This window comes from Streptomyces thermocarboxydus, assembly GCF_024760485.1.
GTDB lineage: Bacteria > Actinomycetota > Actinomycetes > Streptomycetales > Streptomycetaceae > Streptomyces > Streptomyces cellulosae.
This window is the reverse complement of sequence record NZ_CP058273.1, coordinates 5,029,447-5,048,051: the sequence shown is the minus strand read 5'-3', so window position 1 is coordinate 5,048,051 and position 18,605 is coordinate 5,029,447. Positions and strand designations below refer to the sequence as shown.

The 18,605-nt window shown below is 73.4% G+C and carries 16 protein-coding genes; 3 read left to right on the top strand and 13 right to left on the bottom strand.

Going from position 1 to position 18,605, the window contains the following annotated elements; all coding sequences use genetic code 11:
• Positions 1-154: 154 nt before the first annotated feature.
• Positions 155-1,105, bottom strand: coding sequence for a 2-hydroxyacid dehydrogenase (locus tag AY578_RS23410; RefSeq protein ID WP_136239228.1), 951 nt, complete (start codon positions 1,103-1,105; stop codon positions 155-157).
• 75 nt (positions 1,106-1,180) lie between these two features.
• Between AY578_RS23410 and AY578_RS23405 the strand changes: the two genes are divergently transcribed.
• Positions 1,181-2,179, top strand: a complete 999-nt coding sequence (locus AY578_RS23405) for an aldo/keto reductase (protein WP_019524393.1) — start codon at positions 1,181-1,183, stop codon at positions 2,177-2,179.
• A gap of 121 nt (positions 2,180-2,300) precedes the next feature.
• Complete coding sequence (locus AY578_RS23400; protein ID WP_161109063.1) at positions 2,301-3,443, top strand: PQQ-dependent sugar dehydrogenase; 1,143 nt, start codon at positions 2,301-2,303, stop codon at positions 3,441-3,443.
• Here AY578_RS23400 and AY578_RS23395 read toward each other — a convergent pair.
• The 7 genes from AY578_RS23395 to AY578_RS23365 all read right to left on the bottom strand — a co-directional run bounded on the left by AY578_RS23395 (position 3,436) and on the right by AY578_RS23365 (position 11,418).
• Positions 3,436-3,750, bottom strand: coding sequence for a DUF6191 domain-containing protein (locus AY578_RS23395; RefSeq protein ID WP_215048004.1), 315 nt, complete (start codon positions 3,748-3,750; stop codon positions 3,436-3,438). The genes AY578_RS23400 and AY578_RS23395 overlap by 8 nt on opposite strands.
• Before the next feature lie 43 nt (positions 3,751-3,793).
• Complete coding sequence (locus AY578_RS23390; protein ID WP_258907479.1) at positions 3,794-6,895, bottom strand: helix-turn-helix transcriptional regulator; 3,102 nt, start codon at positions 6,893-6,895, stop codon at positions 3,794-3,796.
• 164 nt (positions 6,896-7,059) lie between these two features.
• Complete coding sequence (locus AY578_RS23385; protein ID WP_028961726.1) at positions 7,060-7,239, bottom strand: hypothetical protein; 180 nt, start codon at positions 7,237-7,239, stop codon at positions 7,060-7,062.
• A 171-nt stretch (positions 7,240-7,410) separates the two neighbouring features.
• Positions 7,411-7,998: a hypothetical protein gene (locus AY578_RS23380; protein WP_136239230.1), complete on the bottom strand. Its 588-nt coding sequence runs from the start codon at positions 7,996-7,998 to the stop codon at positions 7,411-7,413.
• 47 nt (positions 7,999-8,045) lie between these two features.
• Entirely contained in the window at positions 8,046-8,615 is a 570-nt protein-coding gene (locus tag AY578_RS23375; RefSeq protein ID WP_136239231.1) for a GNAT family N-acetyltransferase, read from the bottom strand.
• On the bottom strand, positions 8,593-10,839 hold the full coding sequence (locus AY578_RS23370) for an MMPL family transporter (protein ID WP_019524386.1): 2,247 nt from the start codon (positions 10,837-10,839) through the stop codon (positions 8,593-8,595). The genes AY578_RS23375 and AY578_RS23370 overlap by 23 nt, the downstream gene beginning before the upstream one ends.
• Positions 10,840-11,031: 192 nt before the next feature.
• Positions 11,032-11,418, bottom strand: coding sequence for a hypothetical protein (locus AY578_RS23365; protein ID WP_019524385.1), 387 nt, complete (start codon positions 11,416-11,418; stop codon positions 11,032-11,034).
• 185 nt (positions 11,419-11,603) lie between these two features.
• On the opposite strand from AY578_RS23365, the gene AY578_RS23360 reads away from it, so the two are divergent.
• Positions 11,604-12,407 carry an SAM-dependent methyltransferase gene (locus tag AY578_RS23360; RefSeq protein ID WP_215048005.1) on the top strand — a complete coding sequence of 268 codons (804 nt, stop codon included), beginning with the start codon at positions 11,604-11,606 and terminating at the stop codon, positions 12,405-12,407.
• Between the two features lie 69 nt (positions 12,408-12,476).
• Here the strand turns inward: AY578_RS23360 and gatB are convergent, their stop codons facing one another.
• The 5 genes from gatB to AY578_RS23335 all read right to left on the bottom strand — a co-directional run bounded on the left by gatB (position 12,477) and on the right by AY578_RS23335 (position 18,452).
• Entirely contained in the window at positions 12,477-13,988 is a 1,512-nt protein-coding gene (gatB, locus tag AY578_RS23355; protein ID WP_019524383.1) for an Asp-tRNA(Asn)/Glu-tRNA(Gln) amidotransferase subunit GatB, read from the bottom strand.
• 16 nt (positions 13,989-14,004) lie between these two features.
• Entirely contained in the window at positions 14,005-14,244 is a 240-nt protein-coding gene (locus AY578_RS23350; RefSeq protein WP_019524382.1) for a membrane protein, read from the bottom strand.
• Positions 14,241-15,737 carry an Asp-tRNA(Asn)/Glu-tRNA(Gln) amidotransferase subunit GatA gene (gatA, locus tag AY578_RS23345; protein ID WP_136239234.1) on the bottom strand — a complete coding sequence of 499 codons (1,497 nt, stop codon included), beginning with the start codon at positions 15,735-15,737 and terminating at the stop codon, positions 14,241-14,243. The genes AY578_RS23350 and gatA overlap by 4 nt, the downstream gene beginning before the upstream one ends.
• A 6-nt stretch (positions 15,738-15,743) precedes the next feature.
• A complete protein-coding gene (gene gatC / locus AY578_RS23340; RefSeq protein WP_006130840.1) occupies positions 15,744-16,040 on the bottom strand; it encodes an Asp-tRNA(Asn)/Glu-tRNA(Gln) amidotransferase subunit GatC in 297 nt (98 codons plus the stop codon).
• Between the two features lie 159 nt (positions 16,041-16,199).
• Positions 16,200-18,452 carry a putative bifunctional diguanylate cyclase/phosphodiesterase gene (locus AY578_RS23335; RefSeq protein WP_019524380.1) on the bottom strand — a complete coding sequence of 751 codons (2,253 nt, stop codon included), beginning with the start codon at positions 18,450-18,452 and terminating at the stop codon, positions 16,200-16,202.
• Between the last annotated feature and the right edge of the window lie 153 nt (positions 18,453-18,605).

Here is an 18,605-nt window from a genome sequence, read left to right as displayed (position 1 = left end):
TCCCCCGCGCCGTTGGTCGGCGGCGCGCAGCCCCTGTCGGGACGATACACCAGTATCGTCACTCAGGGACATAGGTTCTCTACGCTCCGTGACGATCAACGGTTGGCCGAGTACCCACCGCTCCCGGGGAGTCGCGGACGGTACTCGAAGCGGACTACGCGTCTTCCGTTCCCGTCACCAGGATCACGTTCCCAAGCTCCTCGTGGTTCACGTATCGGCGCAACTGGTCGCGCAGCAGGCGCTTCGCGCGGGGGAGGAACGCGGACGTGGGCCCGCCGACGTGCGGGGTGATCAGGACGCCGGGCGCCCGCCACAACGGGTGGTCGGCGGGCAGGGGTTCGGGGTCGGTGACGTCGAGGGCCGCGGTGATGCGGCCGCTCTCCACCTCGGTGAGCAGGGCCTTGGTGTCGACCACCGGTCCGCGGGCGACGTTGACGAGCAGGGCGCCGTCCTTCATCCGGGCCAGGAAGGCGGCGTCCACGAGGTGCCGGGTGCCCTCGGTGAGCGGGGTGGACAGGACGACGACGTCCGCTTCCGGGAGCAGGGAGGGAAGTTCGGTGAGCGGATGCACCGGCCCGCGCTCCGTTGTGCGCGCGGAGCGCGCGACGCGCGCCACCCGCGCGAGCTCGAACGGGACGAGCCGGTCCTCGATGGCCGCGCCGATCGAGCCGTAGCCGACGATGAGCACGGTCCGGTCGGCGAGCGCCGGCCGGAAGCCGCCCTGCCACTCGCCCCGGTCCTGGGCCCGCACGAAGTCGGGGATGCCGCGCAGGGAGGCGAGGATCAGGGTGAGCGTGAGCTCCGCGGTGCTGGCCTCGTGCACCCCGCGCGCGTTGCACAGCCGCACGCCCTGAGGGAGGTCCTTCAGACCGGGCTGCACATGGTCGATGCCGGCCGACAGCGTCTGCACCACGCGTACGGACCGCATCCGGGGCAGCGGACGCAGGCACACCTCGGCGGGCTTCATGTACGGCACGACGTAGACGTCGCACTCCTCCGGGTCGGTGGGGTAGGTCTCACCGCCGCCCCAGAAGTGGTAGCGCGGCCCCTCGGGGAGTCCGTCGATCTCGTCCGGGGGGATGGGAAGCCACACGTCAGGAGTCATGCCACGGAGGCTAGTTCAGGCCGCCAGGACGGCAGAGGTTAGGTTGGGGGGCCGGAGAGGGAGGGTCACGAGCAGGTGGAGCGCAGGACGATCGGCGCGGCGGCGCTCTCGGTGGGCGCGGTGGGTCTCGGATGCATGCCGATGAGCTGGGCCTACAGCACGTCCAGGCAGCGCGGCGAGGAGTCGCTGAGGGCGGTGCACCGGGCGCTGGACGCGGGCTCGTCCCTGCTCGACACCGCCGACATGTACGGCCCGTTCACCAATGAGCTGCTGCTCGGGCGGGTGTTGAAGGAGCGGCGGGCCGACGCCTTCGTGTCGACGAAGGTCGGACTGCTGGTGGGCGACCAGCACATCGTGGCCAACGGCCGCCCCGGGTACGTGAAGCGGGCCTGCGATGCGTCGCTGCGGCGGCTGCAGACCGATGTGATCGACCTCTACCAGCTGCACCGCGCCGACCCGGAGGTCCCGGTCGAGGAGACCTGGGGCGCGATGGCGGAGCTGGTGCGCGCGGGCAAGGTGCGGGCGCTGGGTCTGTGCGCGGTCGGGGCGCGCTCGTCGCGGCGGCCGGGGGCGCGGCTGCACGACGCGACGATCCGGCAGCTGGAGCGGGTGCAGCAGGTGTTCCCGGTGAGCGCGGTGCAGGCGGAGCTGTCGGTGTGGTCGCCGGAGGCGCTGGAGACGCTGCTGCCCTGGTGCGAGGCGCGGGGCGTGGGCTTCCTGGCGGCCATGCCGCTGGGCAACGGCTTCCTGACCGGGACCCTGACGCCGGGCGAGGGGTTCGAGGCGGACGACCTGCGCGCCCGGCACCCGCGGTTCACGGCCGAGATGATGGCGGCGAACCAGCCGATCGTGGCCGGTCTGCGCCGGGTCGCGCGCCGGCACGGGGCGCACGTCACCCCGGCGCAGGTCGCCCTGGCCTGGGTGCTGAGCCGCGGCCGCCACGTGGTCCCGGTGCCGGGCGCCAAGCGGGAGCGGTGGGTGGCGGAGAACGCGGCGGCGGCCGGGCTGCGGCTGACCGGCGAGGACCTGGCGGAGATCGCGCATCTGCCGCCGGCCCAGGGGTCGTGGGACTGAGATCCCGGCCCGCGGCGCTTCGAGGTTCGGGGCCGGCGAAGCGGGAACCTGTGAGGCGCGAGCGGTGTATGACAGACAGAACCCGCCGCGTCGAAGGGACGAGATCGTGCAACGACGAGCCGTGCCGGCCGTGCTGGCCGCCGCCGCGCTGCTGCTGGCCGCCGGCTGCTCCTCCGACGACGGAGCGCCGCCGGAGAAGGACGCCGCCGCTTCCTCGGCCGCCCCGGCCCCGTCCTCCCCGTCCGGGAAGGCGGAGGAGACCCCGCCCGCGAAGGGCTCGGTGTCGGTGGTCCGTACGGTGGCGACGGGGCTGGACAGTCCCTGGGGCCTGGCCCCGGTCGGGGACGGCGACCTTCTGGTGTCCTCGCGCGACGAGGCCACGATCACCCGGATCGACGGGGAGACGGGGAAGAAGACCGAGCTGGGCGAGGTGCCCGGGGTGGCGGCCGAGGGCGAGGGGGGCCTGCTGGGCATCGCCCTCTCCCCCGACTTCGCCTCGGACCACATGATCTACGCGTACTTCACCTCGGCCTCCGACAACCGCATCGTGCGGATGCTCTACAACGAGCGGAAGCCGGCGGGCGAGCAGCTCGGGGCGCCCGACACGGTGTTCCGGGGCATCCCCAAGGGTGTGGTCCACAACGGCGGCCGGATCGCCTTCGGCCCGGACCGCATGCTCTACGCGGGCACGGGCGAGACGGGCGACACCGGGCTGGCCCAGGACAAGAAGTCCCTCGGCGGCAAGATCCTGCGGCTGACCCCGGACGGCGAGCCGGCCCCGGGCAACCCGTTCCCCGGCTCCCCCGTGTACTCCTACGGCCACCGCAATGTGCAGGGCCTGGCCTGGGACGGTCGACAGCGGCTGTTCGCCTCGGAGTTCGGGCAGAACACCTGGGACGAGCTGAACGCCGTCGCGCCGGGCGACAACTACGGCTGGCCGGAGGCCGAGGGCCACGCGGACGAGGGCGGCTTCCACAACCCGATCGCGCAGTGGAGCACGGCGGACGCCTCGCCCAGCGGCATCGCGTACGCCGAAGGGTCCGTCTGGATGGCGGGGCTGCGGGGCGAGCGGCTGTGGCGCATACCCCTGAAGGGCACGGAGGCGTCCGCGAAGCCGCAGGCGTTCCTGGAGGAGGAGTACGGCCGGCTGCGCACGGTGGTCGCGGCGGGCGGCGACCGGCTGTGGCTGGTGACGAGCAACACGGACGGCCGGGGCGACCCGAAGCCGGAGGACGACCGCGTGCTGGAGCTGAAGGTCAGCTAGCGGGCGCTCCCGCAGGGGCGTCGCCGGGGCCGTCGGCGTCGCCCGTGCCGTCGGCGGCGTCCGTGTCGTCGGCGGCGTCCGTGTCGGCGTCGCCCGTGCCGTCGGCGTCGCCCGTGCCGTCGGCACCGTCCGTCTCCTCGTCCGCCGGGGCCGGGCGGCGGACGGTGACCTTCCCGGAGGCGAGGTCTATGGGCCCGCGTCCGGGGTCGCCGTCGCCGACGTCCTCCCGGGTCAGCGCCAGGCGCTTCTGCTCGTCCTGGGTGTGCTTGCGCCCGGGGGAGAACAGTTCCTCGAAGGCGTTGAACATCGCTCCCCTTCCGCAGGGCCCCGGGTGCCGGGCCGCTTGTGTCCTACACCGATTGTCGCGCGGCGGCGAGATTTCCGGATCCGCCGGTGGATCCGTCCGGGAACAGGCCCAGGCGGTGGGCCACCGCCGCCGCCTCGCCGCGGCCGGAGACGCCCAGCTTGGCGAGGATGTTCGACACATGGACGCTGGCCGTCTTGGGGGAGATGAACAGCTCCTCGGCGATCCGCCGGTTGGTGTGCCCGGCCGCCACCAGGCGCAGCACGTCCCGCTCCCTGCTGGTCAGGCCGAGCGCCTCGGCCGGGTCGGCGGGCTCCGGGGACGGCTCCTCGCGCGGGGCGGGCGTCAGCGCCAGGCGGCCGCGCCGGGCCAGCAGCGCGGCGTCCCTGGCCAGCGGCGCCGCGCCCAGGTGGGTGGCGACGGCGTCGGCCAGGCGCAGCAGTTCGGTGGCGCGGGCCCGCTCGTCCTCGCCCCCGCCGGCGGCCAGCAGCGCCTCGGCGAGCCGGAGGCGGACGCAGGCGAGATCATGGGGCCGTCCCAGCGGCTCCAGCGCGGCGACGGCCTCGGCCCAGGCGTCCGGCTCGCTCCGGCCCTCGGCGCGCAGCAGTTCGGCGCGCAGCCACTGGTCGTGGGCCTGCCAGAGGGGCACCCCGGTGGCGAGGTTCCTCGCCGCCTCGCGGATCCGGCCGAGGACCTCGGGGCGGCCCGGTTCGGTGGCGGGGTCGCCGTACCGGTCGGCCTCGGCGGTGGTGGCGGCGAGCAGCAGGGGCCAGGCGTAGCGCTGGGTGCCGGGCGGGAAGCCGGCGTCGAGCGCGGCGGACAGTTCGGCGCGGGCCTCCTCGGGGCGGCCCTCGGCGGCGGCGACGCGGAGGGCGACCCACTTCATCGGCAGGGCGTACTGGGGCATCGGGTCGTGGGTGCCGAAGTGGGCGCGGGCCTCGGCGAGGCAGCGGGCCGCCGTGGCGGTGTCGCCCCGCAGGTAGGCGAGCTGGGCCAGGCGCACGGAGCCGCCGGCGCGCGGCTTGGCGCTCTGTTCGATCCGCTGTGCGCTCGCCGCGGCGCGGGCGGCGTCCTCCCAGCGCCCGACGGACAGCAGGGACTCGGCGAGGTTGCCCCACACCCACGTCTCGGAGTCCAGCAGTCCGAGGCGCCGGGTGACCTTCACCCCCTCCTCGAGGAGCCGTACGGCCTCCTCGGAGCGGCCGACGCCTTCGAGCACGGAGGGCAGGTTGACGAAGGACCGGGCCAGCACCATGTCGACGCCCAGTTCGGTCGCCCGCTCCTTGACCTCGTACATCTCGGCGAGGCCGGCCTCGATGTCGCCGGCGTCGACCATGAGGCCCCCGAGGGTGAGCCGGGCGTTGAGCTCGATGTCGTGCGCGCCGACCATGCGGGCGTACTCGACGGCGCGTTCCGCGTCGGCCATGGCGTCGGGGCCGGGTTCGTGGAGCATCGACCAGCCGGCGACGGCGGAGAGCACCTCGGCGTGCACCTCGGAGGGCGGCAGTCCGCGCACCAGTTCCTGGGCGGTGCCCAGTTCCTCCCAGCCGTCGCCGCGGGCGAGGGCCTGGGTGAGCCGGGAGCGCTGCACCCAGAACCAGGCGGCGCGCAGCGGGTCGGGGTCCTCGTCGAGGAGGCGCAGCGCCCGCCTGGTGAGTTTCAGGGAGCGTTCGCGTTCGCCGCAGAGACGGCCGGCGACGGCGGCCTCGGCGAGGAGGTCGAGGTAACGCAGCGGCCGGGTGGCGGTGTCGTCGTCACACGGGTCGCAGCCGGGCGGCGGGGGCGGGTAGGCCTCGGCGTGGTCGAGCGGCCGCAGTCCGGCGCGCACGGTGTCGGGGACGGCGTCCCACAGCTCCATCGCCCGCTCGAGAAGGCGGAGTTGCTCGGCGTAGGCGTGGCGCCGGCGGGCCACGACGGAGGCGTCGAGGACGGCGGGCAGGGCCTTGGCCGCGTCGTGGGCGTGGTACCAGTAGCTGGCCAGCCGGGTGGGCCGCTCGTCGGCGGGGACGAGCGCGGGGTCGGCCTCCAGGGCTTCGGCGTAGCGGCGGTTGAGCCGGGAGCGTTCGCCGGGCAGCAGGTCGTCGCTGACGGCCTCGCGGACCAGGGAGTGCCGGAAGCGGTAGCCGTCACGGTCGGGGGCGGGCGTGAGGATGCCGGCGTTGACGGCGGCGCGCAGGGCCTCGATCAGGTCGTCCTCGCCGAGTCCGGCGACGGCGGCGAGCAGCCGGTCCTCGACGGTGGAGCCGCCCTCGGCGACGATCCGGACGACCCGCTGGGCGCTCTCCGGCAGGTTCTCCACCCTGACCAGGAGCAGGTCGCGCAGGGAGTCGGTGAGGCCGGTGCGGCAGCCCTCGTCGGCGGCGACGGCGAGCTCCTCGACGAAGAAGGCGTTGCCGTCGGAGCGTTCGAAGATGTCGTCGACTCTGTCCGGTTCGGGTTCGCGGGCGAGGATGCCGGCGATCTGCCGGTGCACCTCCTCACGGCTGAAGCGGCCCAGTTCGACACGGTGGACGGTGCGCAGCCGGTCGAGTTCGGCGAGGAGGGGGCGCAGCGGGTGGCGGCGGTGGATGTCGTCGGAGCGGTAGGTGGCGAGGACGACGAGGCGGCCGGTGCGCAGGGTGCGGAAGAGATAGGCGAGCAGATGGCGGGTGGAGGCGTCGGCCCAGTGCAGGTCCTCCAGGACGAGAACGACGGTGTGCTCGGCGGCGACCCGTTCCAGCAGCCGGGCGGTGAGCTCGAAGAGGCGGGCCATGCCGTGTTCGTCGCGGCGGGCCTCGCGGGCGGCGGCGACGGCGAGTTCGGGCAGCAGCCGGGCCAGTTCCTCCTCCTGCCCGTCGGCGGCGGCCGCGAGCTCGTCGGGCAGCGCGCGGCGCAGCTGGCGCAGGGCCGTGGAGAAGGGGGCGAAGGGCAGGCCGTCGGCGCCGATCTCCACGCATCCGCCGAGGGCGACGACCCCGCCCCGGTCGCGGACGACGGCGGCGAACTCCTCGACCAGGCGGGTCTTCCCCACCCCGGCCTCGCCGCCGACCAGCAGCGCCTGCGGTTCACCGGCGCCGGCCCGGCCGAACGCGTCGATCAGGGTGGCGAGTTCGCCGGTGCGGCCGACGAACACGGGACTGACGGACTTGGTCTCCACGCCCCCGAGCATCGCACGCGCCCGCTGCGGCGGCGCAGCGGTTTTCGTCTCCGGGCGCACCGGCACGGCGCTCCCCTCCCTCTGGTCCTTCCCGTCCCCGGCGTCTCCCCCGGCCGTGTGCGCGGCGACGACGGGGCGGCGGCCGCCTGCGTGCGGCCGCCGCCCCTGGGCGGTGCTCATGCGGTCCGGGCGAACCAGGACCGGCGCCGGGTATGGCTCTCGGGCTCGGCGCCGCGTGCGGCGGCTGCCCGGCGGGCGGCGCGGCGGACCCGTACCGCCTCGCGTGCCCGGCGCTCCGCCTCGGCCCGGCGGACCAGCTCGTCGTGGCGGAGCCGGTGCAGCTCGAACTCGAACATGATGGTTTCCCCCTCGGATCCGGTGTCGGCATCGCGTTCTGCGATGCCTCCACCTTCGTCTCCAAGGCAGGCGGGCCGCATCGGGAGAGTTCCATATCTTCGCGGGCGGTGACGCCTTAGAAGTCGGGCGCCTTGGGAAGCCGGCACCTAAGAGGGTGCTTAGGGCCCTCCTCAGGAGGCCGCGGGCAGGCCCAGCAGCACACCCGTGTACGTGAGCACCGCGAGCAGCAGTCCGATCACCCCGAGGGTGACGCCGGCCCAGGCGACGGACTTGATCCACGGCGCCTGCGCGACACGGCCGGGCGCGCCGAACGCGGGCCGGACCAGGACGGCCACGCCGGTGATCAGCGCGACGAGGGCGAACAGGCCGCCCCACAGGGCGGTGGCGTCCCAGGCGTCGCCGTAGACCTCCTTGATCTGGGTGGCGACGCTCGCGTCGGCGGCTGTGCGCAACTGGCCCACCAGGGTCTCGCGGGCGGCGGCCACCGTGCCCGGCCAGCCACCGGTGAGGGAGACGAGGCCGAGCGCCCCGGAGACGACCGCCGCCGCGCCCTGTCCGGTCCCGGAGGGTGCCGCGGCCGGCTCGGTGTCCTTCTCGGCGGCGGTTTCCTCAGCAGCCGCGGGCGCTTCCTCGTGCCCGGCGACGGCCTCCTCCGGCCGCTCCTCCGTCCGCGCCGCCGTCCGCTTCTCGGGGTCCGCGGCGGTCGCGGTCGTAGTGGTAGTTCCGGTTTCGGTCTCGTCCTCTGTCTTCTCAGCCATGTCCCGCACCGTACGGAGACCGTCTGAGATTCCGCTTAACGCCGGGGTCAGCGATCTTCGGGCTGCGTGGCGCGGGCGCGCCACTCGGGGGCCAGCAGGGACCAGACCTCCAGGTCGTGCCGTACGCCGTTGTGAAGGTGGGCCTCGCGGCGGACGCCGTCGCGGGTCATGTCGAGGCGGCGGGCGACGGCGACGCTGGCGGTGTTGCCGGACGCGGCGACCCATTCGACGCGGTGGATGCCGCGCTCCTCGACGGCCCAGTCGATCAGCACGCGCATGGCGCGGGTGACCAGTCCGTGCCCGGTGCCGGCGGGCTCCAGCCAGCAGCCGAGCTCGCAGGTGCCGGCCGCCGCGTCGAAGTTCAGGGTGAGGACCCCGCCGACCAGCGCGCCGTCGAGCCACAGCCCGTGCACCCAGGCCGTGTCGGCGGCGCGCAGATCGGCGTAGCGCTGGAGCGCCTCCCGCGCGCTGTCCAGGTCGGTGGCGCGGGAGCCGAAGGGGACGAAGCGGTTGATGAACGCGCGGCCCCGTTCCAGGTGGGCGAGGAACTCCTCGGCGTGCCAGATCTCCAGGGGCCGCATCTCGGCACCGTCGTCACCCAGTCGTATCGCGTACATCCCGCTGCCGCTCCTCCTCCGCGAGCACGTCCGCGACCCCGGCGTCCGTGACGGCGGCCAGCCTCTCATGAGCGGCGCGGCACTCGGGCGGTTCGATGCTGATCCGGGGCAGGATCCGGTCCAGCCACTTCGGCAGCCACCAGTTGGCGCCGCCGAGGAGGTGCATCAGCGCGGGCACGAGCAGGGTGCGCAGTACGAAGGCGTCGAGGGCGACGGCCGCGGCGAGGGCGATGCCGAACATGGCGATCACACGGTCGCCGCTGAGCACGAAGGCGAGGAAGACCGAGATCATGATGACGGCGGCGGAGTTGATCACGCGGCTGGTCTCGGCGAGGCCCACGCGCACGGCCCGCCGGTTGTCGCCGGTCTCCAGCCATTCCTCGTACATCCGGCTCACCAGGAAGACCTGGTAGTCCATGGACAGGCCGAACAGCACCGACACCATGATCACGGGCAGGAACGGTTCGACGGGGCCCGCGCTGCCGAGGCCGAGCAGATCGCTCCCCCAGCCCCACTGGAAGATCATGACGACCACGCCGAACGCGCCGGCGACCGCGGCCACGTTCATCGCGGCGGCCTTCAGCGGGATGCCGATGGAGCGGAAGGCGAGGAGCAGCAGCAGACAGCCCAGGCCGATCACGACCCCCACGAACAGGGGCAGCTTGGCGACGATGACGGAGGCGAAGTCGTCGTAGCCGGCCGTCACGCCGCCGACGTGCACGTCGAGCGAGGTGCCGGACTCGGCGCGCGGCAGCACGTCCTCGCGCAGCCGGTCCACCAGGTCGCTGGTCTGCTTCGACTGCGGGGACGACTCCGGTACGACGGTGAGGAAGGCGGTGTCGCCGCCCTGGCTGTAGGTCACCGGGGACACGGAGGCGACGTCCTCGGTGGTGCGCAGCGTGGCGCCCAGGTTGTCCAGGGCGAGCCGGTCCTGGGCGTCGTCGACCTCGGTGACGAGGGTGAGCGGCCCGTTGACGCCCGGCCCGAAGCCGTCGGCGATCAGGTCGTAGGCCTGGCGGGTGGTGGAGGTCTTCGGGTCGTTGCCCTGGTCGGAGGTGCCCAGGTGGAGCGAGAAGGTGGGCAGCGCGAGGACGGCCATCACGACGACGGCGACCGCGCCGAGCAGCTTGGGGTGGCGCTCCACGAACGCCGACCAGCGGGCGGCGAACCCGGTGGGCATCTCCGGTTCCGGCCCGTGCTCGGCGAGCCGGCGCCGCTCGCGGCGGCTGAGGGCGCGGGTGCCGATCAGCGACAGCAGGGCGGGCAGCAGGGTGACGGAGGCGGCGACGGTGAGCACCACGGTGAGCGAGGCCGCCACGGCGACGCCGTTGAGGAAGTTCAGACGCAGGATCAGCATGCCCAGCAGGGCTATGCAGACGGTGGCGCCCGCGAAGACGACCGCCCGGCCGGTGGTGGCGACGGCGTTGGTGGCGGCCTCGGTGACGCTCAGGCCGCGTTTCAGTCCGCGCCGGTGCCGGGTGACGATGAACAGCGCGTAGTCGATGCCCACGCCCAGCCCGATCAGCATGCCGAGCATCGGCGCGAAGTCCGCCACGGTCATCACATGGCCGAGCAGCACGATGCCCGCGTAGGCGGTGCCCACGCTCACCAGCGCGGTGGCGATGGGCAGCAGGGAGGCGGCGAGGGAGCCGAAGGCGAGGAACAGCACGACGGCGGCGACGGCCACGCCGACGATCTCGGCGGTGTGCCCGCCGGACGACTCGCTCAGCTCGACGGCGCTGCCGCCCAGTTCGACGTCCAGCCCGTCGGTCTCGGCGGCCTTCGCCGTCTTGACCACGGCCTCGGCCTCACCGCTGGTGATGTCCTTGCCGGAGTGCTCGAAGGTCACGGTGGCGTAGGCGGTACGGCCGTCGGCGCTGATGCGTCCGGCGCCCCCGTCGTCGTACGGACCGCTCACGGAGGCGACGCCGGGCAGTTCCTCGAGCCGGTCGAGGGTGCGGGTCATGGTCTGCTCGACGCCGCTGTCCCGGACGGTGCCGGAGGCCGTGTGCCAGACCACGCTGTCGCTGTCGCCCCCCAGCGAGGGGAAGCCCTCCTTCATCAGTTCTGCGGCGTGCCCCGACTCGGTGCCGGGCACCTTGTAGTCGTTCGAGTAGGCGGAGCCGGCGACGAAGGCGCCCGCCGCGATCCCGACCAGGGCGAGGAGCCACAGCAGAACGGTGAACAGACGGCGCTGAACGCACCAACGTGCTAGGGCTGCCACAGGCGTGCTCCCGGTATGGCTCGGGGTGGATCTTTGAGCGGACAACGGCGGCGAACGGCCGAACGGTCCGCAAAGAACGCATGAGCAATGCCCTGCCACTGTTACAGGCGAAAATGATCGTTTGTCGCCTTCGTGGACTAACTCACATTTCTTCTCCGGGGCCGGTCACAGGGGGTTCGCGGGCCGCTCGTCTCAGTCGAACTGGTCGCCCAGCGCCATGATCATGACGCCCGCGACGGCGGCCCACAGCGACCTGCGGGTGCGTCCGCGCGCGCCCAGCACCGCCGCGAGGACGCAGACGGCCGCTCCGCAGGCGTAGGCGACGGGGACGAGGGCCGGGGCGGTCCCGGAGGCGCGGAGCAGCGCGGCGGCCGTTCCGGCGAGGGCGAGCACGGCTCCGGTGCCGACGGCGGCCCAGCGGGCGCGGCGGGCCTGCTCGGCGAGGAGGTCTTCTTCCTCGAGAAGGTCGTCGTCATCGACCTCAGGGTGGTCCCCGGGGGCCTCCTCGGGGGCGTCCCCCTCCGGTTCCGGGGAGGTCTGAGTGTCCGGGGGCAGGTCGGAGTCAGGGCGTCCACTCATGGCGCCGGAGCGTAGCGCCTCACCTCCGGAAACGTGGATGCGGGGCCACCCGCACGGCTGCTAGCGTCCCTCGGTCCGACACCCCGCGGCAGTGCGCCGCCGGCCGAAGCAGGTGCTTTGATGCTTGTCCGTCCGACCTCCGACGCGACCCTTTCCCTCCACGGCCTCAAGGAGCCCGTTCACCGATGTCGGACATCACCCCGAACACCTCGCACGACGACCTCGCCGGCCGCCTGACCCTGCCCCGCTACCCCCGCAGCAGCGCCTACGATCCGCAGTGGACCGTCGACAACCAGATGGGCCCGCACGCGCTGTGGCTGCTGGAGTGGCTGGCCCCCGCCCTCGGCCTGGACACCCTGCGCCCCGGCGCCCGGGTGCTCGACCTGGGCTGCGGCCGCGCCATGACGTCCGTCTTCCTCGCCCGGGAGTACGACCTTCAGGTCACCGCCGCCGACCTGTGGATCACCCCGGACGAGAACGCCCGCCGGATCGCCGAGGCGGGCGTCGCCGACCGCGTCCAGCCCGTCCTGGCGGAGGCGCACGACCTGCCCTTCGGGGAGGAGACCTTCGACGCGATCGTCTCCGTCGACGCCTACCAGTACTTCGGCACCGACGACCTGTACCTGCCGACGCTGACCCGGCTGCTGAGGCCGGGCGGGCGGATCGGGGTCGTCGTCCCGTCCCTGGCCGAGGAGATCGAGGGCAGCGAACCGCCGGAGCACCTGCGGCCCTTCTGGGAGCCGGCGTTCTGGTGCTTCCACAGCCCCGCCTGGTGGCGCCGCCACTGGACGCGCAGCGGGGCGGTGGACGTCCTGACGGCCGACCGGCTGGAGGACGGCTGGCGGGAGTGGCTGCTGTGGAGCGAGGTCGTCGCCGAGCACCACACCGACGAGTTCCACCGGCGGATGGGCCGGGAGAACGCGCGGCTGGTGCGCGCCGACCAGGGCCGCACGCTGGGCTTCACCCGCGTGGTGGGCCGCCGCCGCTGACCCGGCCGGACACACGAGGGAAGGGGGCGCACCCGGCGGGTGCGCCCCCTTCCCTCGTGCCGTACGGGCTCAGCCCTCGACGCCGAGCTTCTGAAGGATCAGCTCCTTCACCCGGGCCGCGTCCGCCTGGCCGCGCGTGGCCTTCATGACCGCGCCGACCAGCGCGCCGGCCGCGGCGACCTTGCCGCCGCGGATCTTGTCCGCGATGGCCGGGTTGCCGGCGATCGCCTCGTCGACGGCGGCGGTGAGCGCGCCCTCGTCGGAGACGACCTTCAGACCGCGCTTCTCGACGACCTCGTCCGGGGTGCCCTCGCCCGCGAGGACGCCCTCGATGACCTGGCGGGCCAGCTTGTCGTTCAGGTCGCCCTTGGCCACCAGCTCGGTGACGCGGGCCACCTGCGCCGGGGTGATCGCCAGCTCGTCCAGCGCCTTGCCGGACTCGTTGGCGCTGCGGGCCAGCTCGCCCATCCACCACTTGCGGGCGGAGGCCGCGTCGGCGCCGGCGTCGATCGTCGCGACGATCAGGTCCAGCGCACCGGCGTTGAGGATGGCCTGCATGTCGGTGGCGGAGATCCCCCACTCCTCGCGGAGCCGGTTGCGGCGCACCAGCGGCAGCTCCGGCAGGCCCGCGCGCAGCTCCTCGACCCACTCGCGGGACGGGGCGACCGGCACCAGGTCCGGCTCGGGGAAGTAGCGGTAGTCCTCGGCCTCCTCCTTCACGCGGCCCGAGGTCGTGGACCCCGTGTCCTCGTGGAAGTGCCGGGTCTCCTGCACGATCGTGCCGCCGGACGACAGCACGGCCGCGTGCCGCTGGATCTCGAAGCGGGCGGCGCGCTCGACGGAACGCAGCGAGTTGACGTTCTTGGTCTCGCTGCGGGTGCCGAACTTGTCGGCGCCCTTCGGCATCAGCGACAGGTTGACGTCGCAGCGCATCTGGCCCATCTCCATACGGGCCTCGGACACGCCGAGGGCCCGGATGAGCTCGCGCAGCTCACGGACGTACGCCTTCGCCACCTCGGGGGCGCGCTCGCCGGCGCCCACGATCGGCTTGGTGACGATCTCGATGAGCGGGATGCCCGCGCGGTTGTAGTCGAGCAGGGAGTGGGACGCGCCGTGGATACGGCCGGTGGCGCCGCCGACGTGCGTCGACTTGCCGGTGTCCTCCTCCATGTGGGCGCGCTCGATCTCCACGCGGAAGACCTCGCCGTCCTCCAGCTGCACGTCGAGGTAGCCGTCGAAGGCGATGGGCTCGTCGTACTGGGAGGTCTGGAAGTTCTTCGGCATGTCCGGATAGAAGTAGTTCTTCCGGGCGAAGCGGCACCACTCGGCGATCTCGCAGTTCAGCGCGAGGCCGATCTTGATCGCGGACTCGACGCCGGTCGCGTTGACGACCGGGAGCGCGCCGGGCAGGCCGAGGCAGACCGGGCAGGTCTGGGTGTTCGGATCGGCGCCGAGCGCGGTCGAGCAGCCGCAGAACATCTTGGTCTTGGTGCCGAGTTCGACATGGACCTCGAGGCCCATGACGGGGTCGTACGACGCGAGTGCGTCCTCGTACGACACCAGGTCGGTCGTGGTGGTCACGGTGAAAACTTCCCTCTCAGCCCAGCAGGACGTCGTCGTCGCCCAGCCGCTTCAGCTCGCGGTAGAGGATGGCGAGGCCGGTGACGATCGCGGCGGCGGACACGGTGGCGTCGATCAGGACCAGGGTGTCCTTCTCGGCGCGCGCCTTCTTCAGCCGCTTGGCGACGCCGACCGCGCCGAACGCGGTGGCGGCCATGGACAGGTACGTACCGGACCGGGACTTCTTGAAGCCCTTGGCCTTGGTCAGTGCACTCACAGCGACGGAGCCTCCTCGAGCAGCGGGTGGCCCCACTTTTCCACGAAGGCGGCCTCGACGGCGGCACCCACCTTGTAGAGGCGGTCGTCCTTCATGACCGGGGCGATGATCTGCAGCCCGACCGGCAGGTTGTCCTCCGGCGCGAGGCCGCAGGGCAGCGACATGGCGGCGTTGCCCGCCAGGTTGGTCGGGATGGTGCACAGGTCCGCGAGGTACATCGCCATCGGGTCGTCGGCGCGCTCGCCGATCGGGAAGGCGGTGGTCGGGGTCGTCGGGGAGACGATCACGTCGACCTGCTCGAAGGCCTTGTCGAAGTCCCGCTTGATGAGCGTGCGGACCTTCTGGGCGCTGCCGTAGTACGCGTCGTAGTAGCCGGAGCTGAGCGCGTACGTGCCGAGCATGATGCGGCGCTTGACCTCGTCGCCGAAGCCGGCCTCGCGGGTCAGGGAGGTGACCTCCTCGGCGGAGTGCGTGCCGTCGTCGCCGACGCGCACGCCGTAGCGCAGGCCGTCGAAGCGGGCGAGGTTGGAGGAGCACTCGGAGGGCGCGATCAGGTAGTACGCGGAGAGCGCCAGGTCGAAGGACGGGCAGTCCAGCTCGACGATCTCGGCGCCCAGCTCCTTGAGGAGCTCGACCGACTCGTCGAAGCGCTGGACGACGCCGGCCTGGTAGCCCTCGCCGCGGAACTGCTTGACGACACCGACGCGCATGCCCTGGACGCTGCCGCTGCGGGCGGCCTCCACGACCGGCGGGACCGGCTCGTCGATGGAGGTGGAGTCCATCGGGTCGTGCCCGGCGATCACCTCGTGCAGCAGGGCCGCGTCCAGGACCGTGCGGGCGCAGGGGCCGCCCTGGTCGAGGGAGGAGGAGAACGCCACCATGCCGTACCGGGACACCGCGCCGTACGTCGGCTTCACGCCGACCGTGCCGGTGACGGCGGCCGGCTGGCGGATGGAGCCGCCGGTGTCGGTGCCGATGGCCAGCGGGGCCATGTGCGCGGCGAGCGCGGCGGAGGAACCGCCGCCGGAGCCGCCGGGGATGCGGGTGAGGTCCCACGGGTTGCCGGTCGGGCCGTAGGCGCTGTTCTCGGTGGAGGACCCCATGGCGAACTCGTCCATGTTGGTCTTGCCGAGGATGACGACGTCGGCGTCCTTGAGGCGCTTGGTGAGCGTCGCGTCGTACGGCGGGATCCAGCCTTCGAGGATCCTGGAGCCGACGGTGGTCGGGATGCCCTCGGTGGTGAAGATGTCCTTCAGCGCGAGGGGCACACCGGCGAGCGGGCCGAGCTTCTCGCCGCGCTCGCGCTTGGCGTCGACGGCGCGGGCCTGCGCGAGAGCGCCCTCACGGTCGACGTGCAGGAAGGCGTGCACCTTCTCGTCGACGGCCTCGATGCGGGCCAGGTGGGCCTCGGTGACCTCGACCGCGGTGAGCTCGCCGGAGGCGATCTTCGCTGCGGTCTCGGCCGCGGTGAGCTTGATGATGTGATCGCTCATGGCGGTTTACTCCTCCCCCAGGATCTGCGGCACCTTGAAACGCTGCTGCTCCTGGGCCGGGGCGCCGGAGAGCGCCTGCTCGGGGGTGAGCGAGGGACGGACCTCGTCGGCCCGCATGACGTTCGTCAGCGGGAGCGGGTGCGAGGTCGGCGGTACGTCTTGGTCGGCGACCTCGCTGACGCGGGCGACCGCGCCGATGATGTCGTCGAGCTGGCCCGCGAAGTGGTCGAGCTCTTCGGGCTTCAGCTCCAGACGCGCCAGCCGGGCGAGGTGGGCGACCTCCTCGCGCGTGATGCCAGGCATGCAGCGATCCTCTGGGGTGAGTGTGTGTGGTTTGGGACCAATCCTATGGGGCGGGCACCCGTGCCCGTGAAACCCTTCGCCCCGTGAGGGGCGCGGGGAACCGCGCGGCCGGCCACGGCGGACCCGCACCCGAGGCACGGCGGGTGTCCCGGACGGAGGTCAGTCCTCCGCCGTACCCGTGGCCGCGGGCAACGCCGCGGCGGGCCGCTGCCACCCCCGCGACCCCCGCGCCAGCAGCCACGCCGTGGTCTCGTCCGGCGGCATCGCGGCGGCGACCAGCCACCCCTGCACCGCGTCGCACCGCAGGTCCCGCAGCCGTTCCCACGTCTCGTCGTCCTCGACGCCCTCGGCGACGACGAGCAGCCCCAGGGAGTGGGCCAGGTCGATCGTGCAGCGTACGATCTCCGCGTCCTCCGTGTCGACGGCGAGCCGGGCCACGAACGAGCGGTCGATCTTCAGCTCGCTGACCGGCAGCCGCCGCAGGTGCACCAGCGAGGAGTAGCCGGTGCCGAAGTCGTCGAGGGACATCTTCACGCCGTGCCCGGTCAGCGCGTTGAGGGTGTCGGCGGCCCGCGTCGGGTCCTCGAGCAGCACGTGCTCGGTGATCTCCAGCTGGAGCGCTCCCGCGGGCACCCCGTGCCGGGCCAGGCGCGCGGCGACGGAGCCGGCGAAGCCGGGGCTGTGGACGTCGCGCGGTGAGACGTTGACGGCGACCGGCACGAACAGGCCCTGGGACCGCCACTCGGCGACCTGCCCGAGCGCGGTCTCCAGCACGTACTCGGTGAGCTGGGGCATCAGCCCCGACGACTCGGCTATGGCTATGAACTCGTCCGGGGGGACTCGCCCGCGCTCCGGGTGCACCCACCGCACCAGCGCCTCCAGGCCGGCGACCTGGCCGTCGAAGCGGACCTTCGGCTGGTAGTGCAGCTCCACCTCGTGCGCGTCGAGGGCGCGCCGCAGGTCGCCCAGCAGCCCGAGCCGGTCGGGGGTGTTGGAGTCCCGCTTGGACTCGTACGCCTCGACGCCCGTGCGGTCCCGCTTGGCCTGGTACATCGCCACGTCCGCACGCCGCAGCAGTCCTTCGGCGTCGGAGGCGTGGTCCGGGAAGACGGCGACTCCCGCGCTCGCCTCCAGGACGAGGGTGAGCCCGTCGAGGTCGAGCGGGGAGCTGAGGGCCGCGACGAGTCCGCGGGCGGCGCGGGTCGCGGACGTGGTGGAGTCCGCCGCGGGCAGTAACACGGCGAACTCGTCGCCGCCGAGCCGCGCGGCCTCCGCCCCGCGCGGCAGGGCCGCTCTCAGCCGGTCGGCGATCTGCAGGAGCAGCCGGTCGCCGGCGAGATGGCCGAGGGTGTCGTTGACCGACCGGAAGCGGTCGAGGTCGATGAGCATGAGCGCGGCGCGGGAGCCGGCCCGCTCGGCGTCGTCGAGCGCGGTCCAGATGCGCTCCTGGAGCCACTGCCGGTTGGGCAGTCCGGTGAGCGGGTCGCGCAGCTGCTCCTCGGCCCGCGCGCGGGCTATCCACAGGGTGGAGTCGAGGGCGATCAGCGGGATGGCGAACAGCGGCAGCAGCACGGGCTTGGCGTCGGCGACCACGCACACCAGCGGGGCGATGCCGAGCAGGGCGACCGCGACGAGGCCCTGGCGGACCAGGGCGGTGCGGGCGACGGTGGGCAGGCCGGAGCGCGGGGTGTGCAGGTACCACAACAGGGTGCGGGTGACCGCGAGATAGGCGGCCGCGACGAGCACCACGCCGGGACCGGTGTAAAGGGTCCACGTGTCGGGGGTGGACGGCGACTCGACGGACGGCACGGTGCCGAACGCGGCCAGGACGAGCGCTCCGGCGCCGATGCCGAGCAGGTCGACCGCGCCGTGCAGCACGCCCTGCCGCCAGCGGCCCCGGCGGGCTATGCCGACCAGGACGACGACGGTGAGGCTGACCATGCCGGACGGGACCCAGCCGTAGAGCAGCAGCACGGCGAGGGTGAGGGCCGCGCCGGAGCCGGTGCCGCCCCACCAGCGGGAGCGGCCCAGCATCACGAGGTGGCCGACGATGATGCCGGTGAGCACGGCCAGCGACCAGCCGACCGTGCCGGACGGGAAGAGGGCGTGCCCGCCGGTGAAGGCGCGCAGGAAGCCGGCCCCGAGGACGAAGCCGGCCGCCGCGACGACCGCGGTGGGCAACGCGGGCCAGGACGGGTGCCGTTCGGTCTCCGTCGCGGACTCCCCGATGCCGTGCCCGCCGGCCGGGCCTGCCGCGCCGGCGTCGCGCGTGTCCGCGGCGCACGACCCGGTGCGCCCCCGCGCGTCCGGTCGCTCCGCGGGCCGCCCGTCCTCACGGCCGCGCCGCCGGACGACCGCCAGGCGGCGCAGGCGCAGCCGTGAGCCCGGGGCGGCGCTCTCGGTCGGTTCCATTCCCGTCCCTCTCACAGCCGGCGGTGCCCACGCCACGCGGCCCGATGCCCGACATCCCTCAGCGGCTCCGCTGTGGAAAGCCCTTCCCCGGACCCGTCACGGGTACGGGGGTTGCCCCGACCGCAACTGGGCACGGCAGGCGCACATCTCAAC

Excerpts from the sequence above, each read along its gene's own strand:
- AY578_RS23380 (WP_136239230.1), bottom strand. The coding sequence starts at position 7,998 with ATGGCTGAGAAGACAGAGGACGAGACCGAAACCGGAACTACCACTACG.
- AY578_RS23385 (WP_028961726.1), bottom strand. The coding sequence starts at position 7,239 with ATGTTCGAGTTCGAGCTGCACCGGCTCCGCCACGACGAGCTGGTCCGC.
- AY578_RS23335 (WP_019524380.1), bottom strand. The coding sequence starts at position 18,452 with ATGGAACCGACCGAGAGCGCCGCCCCGGGCTCACGGCTGCGCCTGCGC.
- AY578_RS23395 (WP_215048004.1), bottom strand. The coding sequence starts at position 3,750 with ATGTTCAACGCCTTCGAGGAACTGTTCTCCCCCGGGCGCAAGCACACC.
- AY578_RS23360 (WP_215048005.1), top strand. The coding sequence starts at position 11,604 with ATGTCGGACATCACCCCGAACACCTCGCACGACGACCTCGCCGGCCGC.
- gatA (WP_136239234.1), bottom strand. The coding sequence starts at position 15,737 with ATGAGCGATCACATCATCAAGCTCACCGCGGCCGAGACCGCAGCGAAG.
- AY578_RS23365 (WP_019524385.1), bottom strand. The coding sequence starts at position 11,418 with ATGAGTGGACGCCCTGACTCCGACCTGCCCCCGGACACTCAGACCTCC.
- gatC (WP_006130840.1), bottom strand. The coding sequence starts at position 16,040 with ATGCCTGGCATCACGCGCGAGGAGGTCGCCCACCTCGCCCGGCTGGCG.
- AY578_RS23375 (WP_136239231.1), bottom strand. The coding sequence starts at position 8,615 with ATGTACGCGATACGACTGGGTGACGACGGTGCCGAGATGCGGCCCCTG.
- AY578_RS23410 (WP_136239228.1), bottom strand. The coding sequence starts at position 1,105 with ATGACTCCTGACGTGTGGCTTCCCATCCCCCCGGACGAGATCGACGGA.
- AY578_RS23390 (WP_258907479.1), bottom strand. The coding sequence starts at position 6,895 with ATGCTCGGGGGCGTGGAGACCAAGTCCGTCAGTCCCGTGTTCGTCGGC.